Annotated in this window: 13 protein-coding genes; 6 read left to right on the top strand and 7 right to left on the bottom strand. The window is 59.8% G+C overall.

The window, feature by feature from the left end; genetic code table 11:
- Positions 1-36: 36 nt before the first annotated feature.
- Positions 37-429 (bottom strand): glutamine synthetase, encoded by a 393-nt coding sequence (locus VQ575_RS26815; protein WP_080942457.1) that lies wholly within the window; start codon positions 427-429, stop codon positions 37-39.
- A gap of 141 nt (positions 430-570) precedes the next feature.
- Here VQ575_RS26815 and zigA point away from each other — a divergent pair, with 141 nt between their 5' ends.
- Together zigA and VQ575_RS26805 are read left to right on the top strand one after the other, a co-directional pair.
- On the top strand, positions 571-1,779 hold the full coding sequence (gene zigA / locus VQ575_RS26810; RefSeq protein ID WP_039593231.1) for a zinc metallochaperone GTPase ZigA: 1,209 nt from the start codon (positions 571-573) through the stop codon (positions 1,777-1,779).
- Positions 1,779-2,429 carry a DUF1826 domain-containing protein gene (locus VQ575_RS26805; RefSeq protein WP_039593232.1) on the top strand — a complete coding sequence of 217 codons (651 nt, stop codon included), beginning with the start codon at positions 1,779-1,781 and terminating at the stop codon, positions 2,427-2,429. The genes zigA and VQ575_RS26805 overlap by 1 nt, the downstream gene beginning before the upstream one ends.
- On the opposite strand, the gene VQ575_RS26800 is transcribed toward VQ575_RS26805, so the two are convergent.
- Positions 2,426-2,779, bottom strand: a complete 354-nt coding sequence (locus VQ575_RS26800; protein WP_039593233.1) for a hypothetical protein — start codon at positions 2,777-2,779, stop codon at positions 2,426-2,428. The genes VQ575_RS26805 and VQ575_RS26800 overlap by 4 nt on opposite strands.
- A gap of 27 nt (positions 2,780-2,806) precedes the next feature.
- Here VQ575_RS26800 and VQ575_RS26795 point away from each other — a divergent pair, with 27 nt between their 5' ends.
- The gene (locus VQ575_RS26795; RefSeq protein WP_198725848.1) at positions 2,807-3,772 is read left to right on the top strand and encodes a CobW family GTP-binding protein; all 966 of its coding nucleotides are present in this window, start codon (positions 2,807-2,809) and stop codon (positions 3,770-3,772) included.
- 12 nt (positions 3,773-3,784) lie between these two features.
- Here VQ575_RS26795 and VQ575_RS26790 read toward each other — a convergent pair whose 3' ends face one another.
- Entirely contained in the window at positions 3,785-4,207 is a 423-nt protein-coding gene (locus VQ575_RS26790; protein WP_039593235.1) for a DUF3301 domain-containing protein, read from the bottom strand.
- Between the two features lie 119 nt (positions 4,208-4,326).
- Here VQ575_RS26790 and pdxY point away from each other — a divergent pair, with 119 nt between their 5' ends.
- Positions 4,327-5,199, top strand: coding sequence for a pyridoxal kinase PdxY (gene pdxY, locus VQ575_RS26785; RefSeq protein WP_325918747.1), 873 nt, complete (start codon positions 4,327-4,329; stop codon positions 5,197-5,199).
- A 55-nt stretch (positions 5,200-5,254) separates the two neighbouring features.
- On the opposite strand, the gene VQ575_RS26780 is transcribed toward pdxY, so the two are convergent.
- A complete protein-coding gene (locus tag VQ575_RS26780) occupies positions 5,255-5,740 on the bottom strand; it encodes an acyl-CoA thioesterase (RefSeq protein ID WP_039593237.1) in 486 nt (161 codons plus the stop codon).
- Positions 5,741-6,014: 274 nt separating this feature from the next.
- Here VQ575_RS26780 and VQ575_RS26775 point away from each other — a divergent pair, with 274 nt between their 5' ends.
- Positions 6,015-7,778 (top strand): cation:proton antiporter, encoded by a 1,764-nt coding sequence (locus tag VQ575_RS26775; protein WP_039593238.1) that lies wholly within the window; start codon positions 6,015-6,017, stop codon positions 7,776-7,778.
- A gap of 21 nt (positions 7,779-7,799) precedes the next feature.
- Here VQ575_RS26775 and VQ575_RS26770 read toward each other — a convergent pair whose 3' ends face one another.
- From VQ575_RS26770 to uvrD, 3 genes are all read right to left on the bottom strand, one after another.
- Positions 7,800-8,207, bottom strand: a complete 408-nt coding sequence (locus VQ575_RS26770) for an SMI1/KNR4 family protein (RefSeq protein ID WP_039593239.1) — start codon at positions 8,205-8,207, stop codon at positions 7,800-7,802.
- Positions 8,208-8,347: 140 nt separating this feature from the next.
- Complete coding sequence (locus tag VQ575_RS26765; protein WP_039593240.1) at positions 8,348-9,223, bottom strand: Tim44 domain-containing protein; 876 nt, start codon at positions 9,221-9,223, stop codon at positions 8,348-8,350.
- Positions 9,224-9,459: 236 nt separating this feature from the next.
- Positions 9,460-11,643 (bottom strand): DNA helicase II, encoded by a 2,184-nt coding sequence (gene uvrD, locus VQ575_RS26760; RefSeq protein ID WP_039593241.1) that lies wholly within the window; start codon positions 11,641-11,643, stop codon positions 9,460-9,462.
- A 261-nt stretch (positions 11,644-11,904) separates the two neighbouring features.
- Here uvrD and VQ575_RS26755 point away from each other — a divergent pair, with 261 nt between their 5' ends.
- Positions 11,905-14,775 carry an EAL domain-containing protein gene (locus VQ575_RS26755; RefSeq protein WP_325918746.1) on the top strand — a complete coding sequence of 957 codons (2,871 nt, stop codon included), beginning with the start codon at positions 11,905-11,907 and terminating at the stop codon, positions 14,773-14,775.
- Positions 14,776-14,799: the final 24 nt, after the last annotated feature.

Here is a 14,799-nt window from a genome sequence, read left to right as displayed (position 1 = left end):
ATCTACCTCCCGTTTGCTCATGTTCCACGTGAAACGTTAGCGTGATGAATTCTGGCAACCGTTCATGCGACCACAGGTAAATGCGCCTTGGCTACCGCCCGAGCTAGAAAAGCGGTTGAGCGTCGTCCAGCCCACGCGCCGACTGTATCCCACCCAACTTTCACCATCCGAAGCCAATCCCGTGAAGAACGTGAGCTGACCGTAACGGCTATTCGTTTGTGCCCAGTAGCGCCGACCGACGGCTTCAAAACCTCGTAAGTAGGTGGTGTTGCCAGCCGTCGCGACGCTATAGGCATTGCCTTGCAGGTCCACACACGCGAGCAAATTTGCGCTACGGGTGCAGTTTGCCAAGAGCGGAGATTGGGCCGAAGCGACGAATGTCCATAGCAATAAAGGGCTCGCCACTATCAATTTCAAATGAATGCGCATGGATTGATCTCAGATCAATGGAACGGCGGGGCTGGCTGAAGTGTATCGTTATATTATAACATTGGTTCGACCGAACCTTGAAAATAGCCAAACCCAGGTCACGAGCCGTCATCGAAGCGGCCGCCCGATGAGGATATACCGATGCCCAACCGCCTTCCCGTAACCGTACTGTCTGGATTTCTGGGTGCTGGTAAAAGCACGCTGCTCAACCACGTCCTGCGTAATCGAGACAATTTGCGGGTCGCGGTAATCGTCAACGATATGAGCGAGATCAACATCGATGGCAGCGAAGTCCAGCGGGATGTCACCTTGAACCGGTCAGAAGAAAAGCTGGTGGAGATGAGCAACGGCTGCATTTGCTGCACGTTGCGCGAGGACTTGCTCGAAGAAGTCGGACAGCTCGCCAGGGAGGGGCGCTTCGATTACCTGCTGATCGAATCCACGGGCATCTCCGAACCGTTGCCAGTGGCCGAAACCTTCACTTTTCGTGATGAAGAAGGCCGAAGCCTGGCCGATGTGGCGCGACTCGACACCATGGTAACTGTCGTCGATGGGGTGAATTTCCTTCTGGATTACCAAGCTGCGCAAAGCCTGGCGTCACGGGGCGAAACGCTGGGAGATGACGACGAACGCTCGGTCACCGATCTGTTGATCGAACAGATCGAGTTTGCCGACGTGATTTTGATTAGCAAGATTGACCTGATCAGCCGGCAGGAGCGGGAAGAGCTGATCGCGATCATGCAGCGCCTCAACGCCCAGGCGCAGATCATTCCCATGGTCATGGGACAGGTTCCGCTGGGACGAATCCTCAACACGGGCCTTTTCGATTTCGAGCGTGCTGCCCAGGCGCCTGGCTGGCTACAGGAAATGCGAGGCGAGCATGTGCCTGAAACCGAGGAATATGGTATCGCCTCGACCGCCTACCGGGCACATCGGCCGTTTCATCCCGAGCGCTTCTTCAACTTTATCGACCGTCCCTGGCCCAACGGCAAACTCTTGCGTTCCAAGGGTTTCTTTTGGTTGGCAAGCAAACCTGAGGAGGCGGGCAGTTGGTCCCAGGCCGGTGGCTTGATGCGCCATGGTTTCGCCGGGCGCTGGTGGCGGTTCGTACCGAAAAACCAGTGGCCGCAGGACGAAGAGAGCACCGCGGCGATCATGAAAAACTGGCGTGCCGCCACAGGCGATTGTCGTCAGGAGTTGGTATTCATTGGCCAGGACATCGACTTCAATCAACTCACCGCCGAATTGGACGCCTGCCTGCTCACCGACGCGGAAATGGCCCTCGGCGTCGAAAGCTGGCGGCTGTTGCCCGATCCGTTCGGCCCATGGCATGAAGAGGCGGTAGCGTAATGCTCGCGCCGAATCTGAAAAGGACACTACGAACACGGCAGGTCCAAGGCGATACGCCGGGGATACTCACGCAGATCCTGGACGAGGGCACGAACCTGGCGGTCTGGCAGCGCCAGCTTCCCGCACACATCGGCGATTTTGCGGCACTGGTAGTTGCGTTGGACCAGCCGCTGGCCGAATCACGGGTGCTCGATCTGCCGGAAGAGGACACCCAGCCAGCGCTGCACGGTTTGGCTGCAGGTTTCAGCGACCTGCACGGCTATGAAGGTTTCATTGCCGACGTCTCCTGGCTGGTCAGCGCATTCGCATGCCTGTTGGGCGCCCAACGTGTCGGGCTGCGTCTGCGCACGCTGGATAAAGCCATGTGCCCGCGCTTTCACGTTGACCACGTGCCAGTGCGGTTGCTGACCACCTATGCGGGTGTCGGCAGCCAGTGGCTTGAGGAGGGGGTCATGGATCGCCGGCGCCTGGCGCAACCTGAGGCCGAACCGGTGGATCCGCAAATCATCCAGCAGTTCGGTTGCGGTGATGTCGGTTTGCTTAAAGGCGAAAAATGGCATGGCAATGAGGGCGCTGGCCTGATCCACCGCTCGCCGGAACCCGCACCGGGGGAGCGCCGGCTGATTCTCACGCTGGACTGGTTGGCTTAAGGCTTGAGCCAGGTGCCCTGGCTTTGCCCTTCGCAAAATGGCTGCAAATAAGCGGCATCGCTTGCTACGCCGTAATAGTGAATATCCTGGCGGTAGGGCATATTGGCGACTTGGGCGTTACTGCAAACGCCAAACGCGCCGCCAGGACATTGATCGAGGTATTGCACCTCGACCTTCTGGCCGGCAAGGTTTGGCTGGCAGAAACCATCGGCAAACAGCTTCTGTGGAATGTTGCGGTTCTGCTGGCAGACTTTCACATCGAGCCGCTCCGCCTGGCTGTGAACCACGCAGGCCTGGGCCAATGCCTGGTTCGACGTCAATGCCAGTAGTAACCAGCCGATCATCCGCATGTCCACCTCCATCGAAAACCGTCGATTATGTTGCAGCACATTCCCACCCATGTCATCGCCGGTCCCTTGGGCGCTGGCAAGACCAGCCTGATCAGGCATCTGCTGGCTCAGCGCCCGGCTAATGAGCGTTGGGCGGTGCTGATCAACGAGTTCGGTCAGATCGGCCTGGATGCCGCATTGCTGACCCAGGCTGGCGATGGTATCGCATTGGGCGAAGTGGCCGGCGGCTGCTTGTGTTGCGTCAACGGAGCGCCGTTCCAGATCGGGCTCGGGCGTTTATTGCGCAAGGCCCGGCCGGATCGCCTGTTTATCGAACCCTCGGGCCTGGGCCATCCGGCGCAATTGTTGCGCCAACTGAGCCAAGCGCCATGGCTGGGTGTGCTGGCGGTGCAACCCTGTGTGTTGGTGCTGGATGCCCGGGCAATGGCAGATGGTAAGCCGTTGCCCGATGCGCAGCGACAAACCCTGGCGGATGCTGGACTGTTGGTGTTGAACAAATCCGAGACCCTGACACAGGCTGACCGTGAACAGCTGTCGGCTCAGTTGCCTGGGCGGGCGTTGTATTGGACGCAGCACGCAGTGTTGCCGATCGACCGATTGCCAGGCCAGGCGGCTCGGGGTAGCGGGGCTGTGGATAACATGAGCCTGCCCCGAAGCCTGGGACAGATGCCAGCCAGATGGACCGATCCAAGGCTGCCGATCTGCCTGTATCAGCAGCAGGACGGTGCGTGGAGTATCGGCTGGCGCTGGCACCCCAGCCAACAGTTCGACGCGGCGGCGCTGGTGCGTTGGCTACAAGACCAGGACTGGAAACGCGCGAAGATGGTTATCCACAGCGTCGACGGTTGGGTTTCAGCCAATGCCCTGGAGGGGGCGGCGCTGGAGTGGCAAGCGAGTGAGTGGCGTGAGGACTCACGGATCGAGCTGATTTTCGATCAGCCGCAAGACATCGATCGCCTGCAAGCGGGCCTGATGAGCGCTCGGTGTGCCTGAATCAGCCTCGTTTCAAGGCTTCCATTTATTGTGTTCCTGGCGCCACTGGCTCAGCTCGATAACCTCAGCCCTGGGCCGCGTCTGGACCGGTTCAATCGGCGTAGGCGGGGCCTCTTCGAACGGCATCGGATAGGGGGCCAGTTCGATCTGTACGCTGTGGGCACCGAACTGAGTGACGGTGCCGCAATGACGGGTTTCGCCTGTCACCGTGAATTCGAAGTTATAGATACGCGCCAGGCGCCGCCGCCCACTGGCGTCCTTGACGAATCCAATCTTGCGCAGGGCCACGTTGCCGTCCAGCAGTTCGATTTTCAGGTTGGCACAATGTTGCATGACCCGCGCCAAGGCCCGCTCGCGCAAGCCATGGTTATGCCACAGCCAGGCGCCGCCGGTAGCCAGCAGCATCAGCACGAAGATGTTTCCAAGGGTCAGCATGAACAAAGTGCTCCAACAAGTTGCCCTCAGCTTAACTGTGTCGCCGGTCTGTCGTACAGGCTGTGTTTAGTCGCATACTGCGCGGCTTGAATTTCATTCGTTTTACGGAAATTTCCCGCATGAAACGTACGCCTCATCTGCTTGCCATCCAGTCCCATGTGATATTCGGTCATGCCGGCAACAGTGCCGCCGTGTTCCCGATGCAGCGGGTCGGCGTCAACGTGTGGCCTCTCAATACCGTGCAGTTTTCCAATCACACGCAATACGGGCAATGGGCCGGAGAAGTGCTCGCGCCGGCGCAGATACCGCTGTTGGTAGAGGGTATCGCGGCCATTGGCGAGCTGGGCAATTGCGATGCGGTGCTGTCCGGTTATCTGGGTAGTGCAGCCCAGGGACAAGCCATCCTGGCGGGTGTGGCGCGGATCAAGCGTTGCAACCCCAAGGCGTTGTATCTGTGTGACCCGGTCATGGGGCACGCGGAGAAGGGCTGCATTGTCGCGCCCGAGGTGAGCGAGTTCCTGCTGGAAGAAGCCGCTGTCGTGGCTGACATCATGTGCCCGAACCAACTGGAGCTGGATAGCTTCTGCGGTCGCAAGGCGCAATCATTGCTCGATTGCCTGGCCATGGCCCGTGCGCTATTGGCCCGTGGCCCGAAAGTCGTGCTGGTCAAGCACCTGGCTTATCCCGGCAAGCCCGAAGACAGCTTCGAGATGCTGTTGGTAACGGCTGAAGGCAGATGGCACCTGCGCCGTCCCTTGCTGGCGTTCCCGCGCCAACCTGTTGGGGTCGGCGACCTGACGTCGGGGTTGTTCCTGGCACGGATACTGTTGGGGGACAGCCTGGTGGCGGCATTCGAGTTCACCGCTGCGGCCGTGCATGAAGTGCTGCTGGAAACCCAGGCGTGTGCGAGTTACGAATTACAGTTGGTCCGCGCCCAGGACCGCATCGCCCATCCGCGCGTGCGCTTCGAAGCCACGCCGATCAGCCTTTGATCGATGGAACTCCCCGTGGGAGCGAGTTCGCTCCCACAAGGCTCGCGGCGGCTGGTTAAGGCCCGTCCGCCTTGATTTCCTGATAGCGCCTTTCCAGTTCCTGGCGAATCTGGCGGCGTTGCTGCGCTTGTTCGTAACGGCGTTTCTCTTCGCTGTTCTGCGGTTGCAGCGGCGGGACGGGGGCGGGCTTGCGCTGGTCGTCCACCGCAACCATGGTGAAGAAACAGCTATTGGTATGGCGAACCGAGCGCTCACGAATGTTCTCGGTCACGACTTTGATGCCCACTTCCATCGACGTGTTGCCGGTGTAGTTCACCGACGCCAGGAAGGTCACCAACTCGCCGACATGAATTGGCTCGCGAAAAATCACCTGGTCTACCGATAGGGTCACCACGTATCGGCCGGCGTAACGGCTGGCACAAGCGTAGGCCACTTCATCCAGGTACTTGAGCAAGGTGCCGCCATGGACATTGCCAGAGAAGTTGGCCATATCGGGGGTCATCAACACCGTCATCGACAGCTGGGCGTTTCCGGGTTCCATAACGTTCTCACGGTTCAAGGCAGCAGTTTCAAGGGGGCGCCTCTGCGGGCGCTGGAGTGTGGTTTACCAAGTACCAGGTTCAAGCCACTCCTATCGGGACGCTGCGCCAGGGCTTGCCGTCACGCTTGGGTGGATCTGTTTCCATATATTGCACCGTCTTTTTGCAAGAAGTCCCGGTGTTAACCTGCAAAAGCCCGTCAATGCCGGGTAATTCCTACAAAAGGAACGGATCTACCCGACTCCCCAAAGAGTCGTTTCGACAAGGAGCCCCACTATGCACGCCATCAGTTTTATTCAAGACCTGGCGATCATCATGCTGGCGGCCGGGTTGGTCACCGTACTTTTTCATCGCTTCAAGCAACCGGTGGTGCTGGGCTACATTGTCGCCGGCTTCATCATCGGCCCCCATACACCGCCGTTCGGTTTCATCCACGACGAAGAGACGATCAAGACCCTGGCCGAGCTCGGGGTGATTTTCCTGATGTTCTGCCTGGGCCTGGAGTTCAGCCTGCGCAAGCTGTTCAAGGTGGGAGCCACGGCGTTTATCGCGGCGTTCCTCGAGATCGTATTGATGATCTGGATCGGCTATGAAATCGGCCGCTGGTTCGATTGGAGCGCCATGGACTCGCTGTTCCTCGGCGCGATCCTCGCGATTTCCTCGACCACGATTATCGTCAAGGCCTTGAATGACTTGAAGATGAAAAACGAGCGGTTTGCGCAGTTGATCTTTGGGGTATTGATTGTCGAGGACATCCTCGGCATTGGCATCATCGCGTTGCTGTCGAGCATTGCCGTCAGCGGTACGGTGAGTCCCGGCGAGGTATTTTCCACGGTCGGAAAGCTGTCGTTGTTCATGATCGTAGCGTTAGTCATCGGCATTCTGCTGGTACCCAGATTGCTGGCTTACGTAGCGAAGTTCGACAGTAACGAGATGCTGTTGATTACCGTGCTGGGGCTTTGTTTCGGTTTTTGCCTGCTGGTGGTGAATCTCGAATACAGCATGGTGCTCGGTGCGTTCCTGATCGGCGCGATCATGGCCGAGTCCCGTGAGCTGTTGAAGATCGAACGATTGGTGGAGCCGGTCCGCGATCTGTTCAGCGCGATATTTTTCGTGGCCATCGGGCTGATGCTCGACCCGGCCATTTTGCTTCAGTACGCCTGGCCAATCGCAGTGATTACCTGTGCGGTGGTACTGGGCAAGATGCTGTCTTGTGGGCTGGGTGCTTTTATCGCGGGCAATGACGGACGCACCTCACTGCGAGTCGGGATGGGACTTTCGCAGATCGGCGAATTTTCTTTCATCATCGCTTCATTGGGGATGACCTTGCAGGTCACCAGCGATTTTCTTTATCCAGTGGCGGTGGCCGTCTCGGTACTCACGACATTGCTGACCCCGTACCTGATCCGGGGCGCTGATCCGTTATCGGTCAGGTTGGCGTCGGCGATGCCGCTACGATTGAAGCGTGTGCTGGGCATGTATGGCGAATGGTTGCGCAGCATCCAGCCCCAGGGTGAAGGCGCGATGCTGGCCTCCATGATCAGGCGAATCATGCTGCAGGTCGGCGTCAACCTGGCGTTGGTTATCGCGATTTTTGTCTCTGGAGGATATTTCGCCGAACGAATGTCAGCGTATCTGCAGGCATGGGTCAGCAATGCCAGCTGGCAAAACGCGTTGATTTGGGGCGGCGCGCTGTTCTTGTCCCTGCCGTTCCTGATCGCGGCGTACCGCAAGCTCAAGGCCTTGTCGATGCTGTTGGCCGAAATGGGCGTCAAGCCGGAGATGGCCGGCCGCCACACCCAGCGAGTGCGACGCGTGATCGCCGAAGTGATCCCGCTCCTTTCGCTGCTGGTGATCTTCCTGCTGCTGGCAGCCTTGTCGGCCAGTATCCTGCCGACCAACAAGTGGCTGGTATTGATCGCGGTGGCGGCGATAGCCGTGGCGGCACTGCTCTGGCGCTGGTTTATCCGCCTGCATACGCGGATGCAGGTCGCCTTGCTCGAAACGCTGGACAATCACAAGGGATCGTCCGGGCATTGACCTGCACCGGACGCTGGCGAATCAGCTTTCCAACCAGACATCCCGCGCCCAGTGCCAGACCGATTCCCAGGTCTCTTCGGCGATCAGTTCTTCGTCTGCTTGCCACAGCACCACGGTGCCGTCTTCTTCGACGCAGTAATAGTCGTCGCCGTCCTGGCAGATCGGAATCAGGCTGCGGTCGACACCGGCATCCCAGGCGTTGGCGGCCACATCCGGCAGGTAGGTGTGGGATTGCGGATCGGTGACGGTCACCGGTTCCAGGCTTCCATAAACGACATCGCTGACGGTCAGCAAAAACTCCTTGAAGACGAATGGGATATCGATGAACAGTTGTTCCTCGATCTCGACCAGCAAGTCTTCGTCGGGCAACTCCAGCGGGACCGGTACGGGCTCGTTGGCTTCACGCAATTGTTCGATAATTTCTTCCACGTCCGGGGATCCTCTTTCTCGATGGCGCGGGTTTATATGGAGCGGTTTATACAGTAGCTCGCCATAGATGCAACCGCGAAATAGAAAACCCCGGCCTGGGCCGGGGTTCTTTTATTTCAACATGCAAAACGGGCAAAGGTTCAACCGTTCTGGCGAATACCTGCCACCAGCCAAGGCTGGTCGTCGCCCTGCGCGCGCTCCATGTTCCAGCTTTCACTGAACGCTTCGCCTTTGTCGAAGCGAGAATCCTTCGATACACCGCTGAAGGTCAGGGTGGCGATGGTCTTGTCGGCGCGATCGTCGACGCCATCCAATTGCACCTGCAGGTTGTCGATGTAGGTTGACTGGAAGCCATCACCCAGCTCGGCCCGCTCGCGCTTGAGGAACTCCAGCAGTTGCGGGGTCACGAACTCGGAGATCTTGTCCATCTCATTCGCGTCCCAGTGCTGTTGCAGGGCCATGAAGTGGTTGCGCGCGGCTTCGATGAAGCGTTGCTCGTTGAACCAGGCCGGCGCGTTGATGACCGGACGAGCGGCCACAGGCGCTGCCGAGCCACCGAAGATCGAACCGCTGGCAGGCTGCTGGTCGAACACTTCACGCTGCATTGGCGCGTGGCCGGCCGGAGCGAGTTGCTCCTGCTGCTTGCGACGACGAGCGGCAATGAAGCGGAAGACCAGGAAGGCGATGACCGCCATGATCAGGATGTCGAAGATCTGCATGCCCTGGAAGCCGTCGCCCATGAACATGGAGGCGAGCAGGCCACCGGCGGCGATACCGGCCAGAGGGCCGAGCCAGCGCGAAGCGCCGCTGGCCTTGGTGGCCGCGCCAGCAGCACCGGCCGCACCCGCGGTGGCGGCAGTAGACCCGGCGGCAGACGACGGCGCCATCTGGCTGGTCTGGTGAGTCGGGGCTGCGCCCGAGCTTTTACCACCGCCAAAACGCTTGGCGGCATTGGCGTCGATGGCCATCGTCAGGCCGATGCACAACGCCATGGCGATGCTAAGAAAACGTTTCATATAAAGGCATTCCCATTTGTGGATAGCACGCGCGCCATGTTGCACAGGTGAACTGTTGCTGGCTAGCGGCAGAGTGTTTCGGGCTTTTGCGTGACAGGTAAGGTTCAGGTTCAGCTACGCAAGCGGGCCTGTTCGCTTTGGGCTGTAGGAAAGGTAAACAAGTTCTATCGGAAATATTCTGGCGGTCCCAGAACCCTGTGGGGAGCAAGGTCGCATACAGGGTTCCTGCAATGCCTTTAGATCGCTTCCAGCTTGGCATACCCCAGCATCAGCCATTTGCTGCCTTCGCTGAAGTTGACCTGGACCCGGGCCTGGGCACCGGCGCCTTCGAAGTTGAGGATCACCCCGTCGCCGAATACCGAATGGCGTACGGCCTGGCCCAGGCTGAAGCCGGTTTCCGGAATGTCGCTGCCGCCAAACAGGCTGCTGGCGCTTTGTTGCTGGCTGCCGCCGAACGGTCGACTGACACTGTTGGACAGACGCACTTCCTGGATCAGGCCCTTCGGCACTTCACGTACGAATCGCGACACTTTGTTGTAGGTCTCGCTGCCATACAACCGTCGGGTTTCGGCGTAGGTCATCACCAGGTTCTGCATGGCCCGAGTGATGCCTACGTAGGCCAGCCGCCGTTCCTCTTCCAGGCGCCCAGGCTCTTCCAGGCTCATTTTGTGAGGAAACAGCCCTTCCTCCATTCCTACCAGGAACACATACGGGAACTCCAGGCCCTTGGCGCTGTGCAAGGTCATGAGCTGGATGCTGTCTTCATGCTCATCGGCCTGGGTGTCGCCTGCCTCAAGGGAGGCATGGCCGAGGAAGGCCGACAGGGGGGACAGGTCTTCATCTTCTTCGGTATTTTCGAAGTTGCGCGCGGCGCTGACCAGCTCCTCGAGGTTTTCAACCCGGGCCTGGCCTTTTTCGCCTTTTTCCGCCTCGTGATAGGCGATCAGGCCGGATTGCTCGATGACGGTCTGGGTCATCAGGTGCAGCGGCATTTCCCTGCACTTGGCGGCCAGGTCTTCTATCAAGTCCATGAACGCTTTCAGAGCTCCGGCGGCACGGCCGGTGACGCCTTTGTTGTCCACCAGCAGGCGCATGGCTTCCCACATCGACACGTGGCTATGGCGGGCATGGTCGCGAATCGCTTCGACGGTTTTCTCGCCAATGCCGCGCGTCGGCACATTGATTACCCGTTCCAGGGCCGCGTCGTTGCCGCGGCCTTCGATCAGGCGCAGGTAGGCCATGGCGTTCTTGATTTCCGCGCGTTCGAAGAAGCGCTGGCCGCCATAGATACGGTAGGGGATCCGCTCGCGAAGCAAGGCCTCTTCCAGCACCCGCGATTGGGCGTTGGAGCGATACAGGATGGCGATATCGCTGCGGGCCAGGCCGGTTTTCAACGCACTCTCGATGGTTTCCACGACATAGCGGGCCTCATCGTGTTCGTTGAACGCGGCGTAGAGATTGATCGCCTCGCCTTCGTTGCCGTCGGTCCACAATTCCTTGCCCAAGCGGCCGGTATTGTTGGCAATCAGCGCGTTGGCGGCCTTCAGGATGCCAGCGGTGGAGCGGTAGTTCTGTTCCAGGCGAATCACCTCGGCATCGGGAAAATCCGCCGAGTATTGATGAATGTTCTCGATCTTGGCGCCACGCCAGCCATAGATCGACTGGTCGTCGTCGCCCACGACCATCAGGCTGTCGCCGCCCTTGGCAAGCAGGCGCAACCACGCATATTGAACGGCGTTGGTGTCCTGGAATTCGTCCACCAGGACGTGTCGGAAGCGCCTCTGGTAGTGCTCCAGCAGCCCCGGGTGGTCGCGCCACAGGTCCAGCGCTCGCAGCAACAGTTCGGAGAAGTCGATGACACCGGCACGCTGGCACGCCGCCTCGTAGGCTTCGTAGATGCTGCGCATGGTCGCCAGGAACAGGTCGCCGCTGGCCTGGATATGTTGCGGGCGAAGGCCTTCGTCTTTCTGCCCGTTGATGAACCACTGGGCCTGGCGGGCCGGCCAGCGTTGCTCGTCCAGGCCCAGTTCGCGGATGACGCGCTTGACCAGGCGTTGCTGGTCGTCGCTGTCCAGGATCTGGAAAGTCTGGCTCAGCCCGGCTTCCTGCCAATGGGCCCGTAACAGGCGATGGGCCAGCCCGTGGAACGTACCGACCCACATGCCGGCCGGGTTGATGCCCATCAGTTGTTCGATGCGATGGCGCATCTCGGCAGCAGCCTTGTTGGTAAAGGTCACCGACAGGATCGAATGGGGCGAGGCGTTCTCGACCTGGATCAACCAGGCGATACGGTGCACCAGCACTCGGGTCTTGCCGGAGCCGGCACCAGCCAGGACCAATTGACGGCCCACGGAGGCAGCAACTGCCTGGCGTTGGGCATCGTTTAGGGAGTTCAGCAAAAGGGAGAGATCATCGCGCATCGAGGCATTCTAGGGTGCGGCGCCACCTCGGGCAAACCGAGCTTTGCGTTGGCCGACAAAACACCGCCTGCTGATGACCGGTCAGTCAGTGCCCGCGAGCATCAGCGGGACGCGCTTGCGATGATCGGAACCCGGTTGAATCGGCATTTTTTTCGTTATTTTTATGAGGCAGGGCAGTGTGGGATGGCCTTTGGCTTGTGTATGCTCGGTGCTCGTTTCGGGTGCACCATGCTCCCCTGAATAAGAACAAGAACATCACCTATGACCCTCAATTCCGATCTGGCGGGCCCCTGTGTCGAGCCGCGGATCATTTGCAAGCAGTACGCCACGGAAATGGCGGTCGAACGCACAAGGTTGTTGTACCAAGGCTCACTGCTGCCCACCCTGTTCATGCTGGTCAATGGCCTGGTCTGCGCGGCGCTGCTGTGGGAGCCGCCGCGCTATTTCCTGGTCAGCGTATGGCTGGTTTGGTTGCTGTCGCTGGTGGCGTTGCGAGTGATCCAGGTGGCTGCTTTCGATTCGGCGATGCCAAGTCGTCAGGCACATCCGGTCTGGTTGCGCATGTTTCTATTGGGTTCTGCCATGACCGGCCTGACGCTTGCCGGTGCAGGTATTGCCTTGGTGCCGGCCGGCAGTTTTCAGCAACAGGCGTGGGTGTTCGGCTTGATCGGCGCGGCGACGCTGTCTGCCAGTGTTGCCTATGCCGTGAGCCTGCCGGCGTTCCTGTCTTTCACCTTGCCCTGCTTGTTGCCGGCCATTGGTTATCTTTTTTGGGGCCCGGACGAACACCAGCGTGGCTGGGGTTGGCTTGGGCTGGTTGTACTGGTTTCGCTGAGTGTCGTCGCTTGGCAGGTTAATCGACTGATCCAGAACGGCCTGTTGCGACGATTCCAGAACCAGGCGCTGATCGAGCATTTGCAGCAAACCCAAGCCCGCGGCGCACAGCTTAACGAGGCGCTGGGCCGGGAGGTCGAGCAACGTCGCTCGGCCGAAGAAAAATTGCGCGCGGCCCAGGTTGGCCTGGAGGCGCGGGTCGCGCAGCGCAGTCTTGAACTGGAGGCCGCCAGCCAGGCCTTGAGCAAGAGCGAGGCGCGCCTGGCCCTGGCCCTCAAGGCCAGTGAGCTGGGGTTGTGGGACTGGAACCTGCAGACCGATGAGGTCCATCACACTCAACTCAAGGAGCTGTTTGGCCTTGAGCCCGAATACGTCACGGCGATGCTCAGTCATCTCACTCCGCGTCTGCATCCCCAGGATCTTCCGGCCCTCAAGCGGGCCCTGGTCGAACATCTCAAGGGCCGCAGCGAGGATTACCAGATCGAATACCGGGTGCGGCACGGCGATGGTCATTGGGTCTGGATCGAAGACCGTGGCCGGGCCGTGGAGCGCAGCGCCAGCGGACGGGTGCTGCGCATGGTCGGCACCCGACGCGACATCAGCACCAGCAAGGAACTCGAGCAGCAACGGCAGCTGGCGGCCACGGTGTTCGAGGCCGCCAGCGAAGGCATTGTGATTTTCGACCCCAACTATGTGCTGCTCGCGGCGAATCAAGCGTTTACGCGAGTCACCGGTTTCGATATCGATGACATGCTCGGGCGCAACGTCGTCAACCTGCCGTGCAGCCGCGACGCGCGCCGGCACTACCCCATCATTCGCCAAGCGCTCAAACAGCATGGCACCTGGCAGGGTGAGTTGGTGGAGGCGCGGGCCAACGGCGAGTTGTATCCACAATGGCTGCAACTGAACGTCGTGCGCAATGCTCGGGGAAATGTCAGCCATATCGTGGGCTTCTTCGCCGATCTTTCCGCCCGCCGCGAATCCGAAGAGCGAATGCGCTACCTCACCCACTACGACGAACTGACCGGGCTGGCAAATCGGTCGCTGTTTCGCGAGCGCCTGAACGAAGCTCATCAGCGGGTGCGCCAGGGCGGACGGCGTAGTCTCGCCTTGCTGCACATCAACCTGGATCGTTTCAAGCTGCTCAATGACAGCCTTGGCCATGACATCGCCGACCAGCTTCTACAGAAAGTCGCCCGGCGTCTGATCAATGCACTGCCCGAAGCCGACACCATCGCCCGGCTATCCGGCGATGAGTTCGCCGTGTTGTTCGATGCCTACGGCAATCTCTCGAGCCTGGCGCGAGTAGCGACCCGGCTGGCGACCAAGCTTCGCGTGCCGGTGACCATCGACGGCCACGAACTGGTGGTCAGCGCTTCCATTGGCATCAGCCTGTTGCCTGACAACACGCGGGAAATTGCCACGCTGGTCAGCCAGGCGAACATGGCCATGCAGCACGCCAAGCATCTTGGGGGCAACAATTTCCAGTTCTACACCGACAGCCTCCAGGCCAGCACGCTGGAGCGCCTGCAACTGGAAAATCAACTGCGCAAGGCTTTGGAAGAGAAACAACTGAAGGTCTTTTATCAACCCAAATTGTGCCTGGCGACCGGTCGCCTGAACGCCGCCGAGGCGCTGGTGCGTTGGGATCATCCGACCATGGGCCGAGTCCCGCCGGGGGATTTCATCGGCTTGGCTGAAGAGACCGGGTTGATCGGGCCGATTGGCGAGTTCGTGTTGCGCCAGGCCTGCTGGCAGGCGTGCGAATGGCAGCGCCAAGGGCTTGAGCCAATCAGGGTGTCGGTCAATCTGTCGGTACACCAATTGCGCCAGGGCAAGCTGGTCAGCCTGGTGCGGCAAGTGTTGGAGGAAACCGGCCTGGCGCCCCAGTACCTGGAACTGGAATTGACCGAAAGCCAGTTGCTCGACAGCGTTGAACACATCATTGCCACGTTCCAGCAACTACGTGACCTTGGGGTCAAGCTGGCGATCGATGATTTTGGCACCGGCTACTCATCCCTGAGCTACCTCAAGCGTATCCCGGTGGACTATGTGAAGATCGACCAAGCGTTCATTCGCGGGCTGGGCGAGGGCAGCGTGGATACCGCCATTACCCGGGCAATCATTGCAATGGCCCATGGCTTGTCGCTCAAGGTAGTGGCCGAAGGTGTCGAGCGCCAAGAGCAGCTCGATTTTCTCAGGAATGAGCATTGCGATGAGGTGCAGGGTTATTTGATCAGCCGTCCGGTGGGAGCCGAGGGGTTGGCAGCGTTGTTACGCGCTCAATACGAGGGGTGACTCAACGGCGTATGGATAACTTCC

The organism is Pseudomonas frederiksbergensis (assembly GCF_035751725.1).
Lineage (GTDB): Bacteria > Pseudomonadota > Gammaproteobacteria > Pseudomonadales > Pseudomonadaceae > Aquipseudomonas > Aquipseudomonas frederiksbergensis_A.
Note: the sequence above shows the minus strand (reverse complement) of the source record. Positions and strands in the feature narration are given on the sequence as shown.

What these genes read in the sequence shown, in the direction of transcription:
- VQ575_RS26815 (WP_080942457.1), bottom strand. Translation starts at nt 429, where the DNA reads ATGCGCATTCATTTGAAATTGATAGTGGCGAGCCCTTTATTGCTATGG.
- zigA (WP_039593231.1), top strand. Translation starts at nt 571, where the DNA reads ATGCCCAACCGCCTTCCCGTAACCGTACTGTCTGGATTTCTGGGTGCT.
- VQ575_RS26805 (WP_039593232.1), top strand. Translation starts at nt 1,779, where the DNA reads ATGCTCGCGCCGAATCTGAAAAGGACACTACGAACACGGCAGGTCCAA.
- VQ575_RS26800 (WP_039593233.1), bottom strand. Translation starts at nt 2,779, where the DNA reads ATGCGGATGATCGGCTGGTTACTACTGGCATTGACGTCGAACCAGGCA.
- VQ575_RS26795 (WP_198725848.1), top strand. Translation starts at nt 2,807, where the DNA reads ATGTTGCAGCACATTCCCACCCATGTCATCGCCGGTCCCTTGGGCGCT.
- VQ575_RS26790 (WP_039593235.1), bottom strand. Translation starts at nt 4,207, where the DNA reads ATGCTGACCCTTGGAAACATCTTCGTGCTGATGCTGCTGGCTACCGGC.
- pdxY (WP_325918747.1), top strand. Translation starts at nt 4,327, where the DNA reads ATGAAACGTACGCCTCATCTGCTTGCCATCCAGTCCCATGTGATATTC.
- VQ575_RS26780 (WP_039593237.1), bottom strand. Translation starts at nt 5,740, where the DNA reads ATGGAACCCGGAAACGCCCAGCTGTCGATGACGGTGTTGATGACCCCC.
- VQ575_RS26775 (WP_039593238.1), top strand. Translation starts at nt 6,015, where the DNA reads ATGCACGCCATCAGTTTTATTCAAGACCTGGCGATCATCATGCTGGCG.
- VQ575_RS26765 (WP_039593240.1), bottom strand. Translation starts at nt 9,223, where the DNA reads ATGAAACGTTTTCTTAGCATCGCCATGGCGTTGTGCATCGGCCTGACG.
- uvrD (WP_039593241.1), bottom strand. Translation starts at nt 11,643, where the DNA reads ATGCGCGATGATCTCTCCCTTTTGCTGAACTCCCTAAACGATGCCCAA.
- VQ575_RS26755 (WP_325918746.1), top strand. Translation starts at nt 11,905, where the DNA reads ATGACCCTCAATTCCGATCTGGCGGGCCCCTGTGTCGAGCCGCGGATC.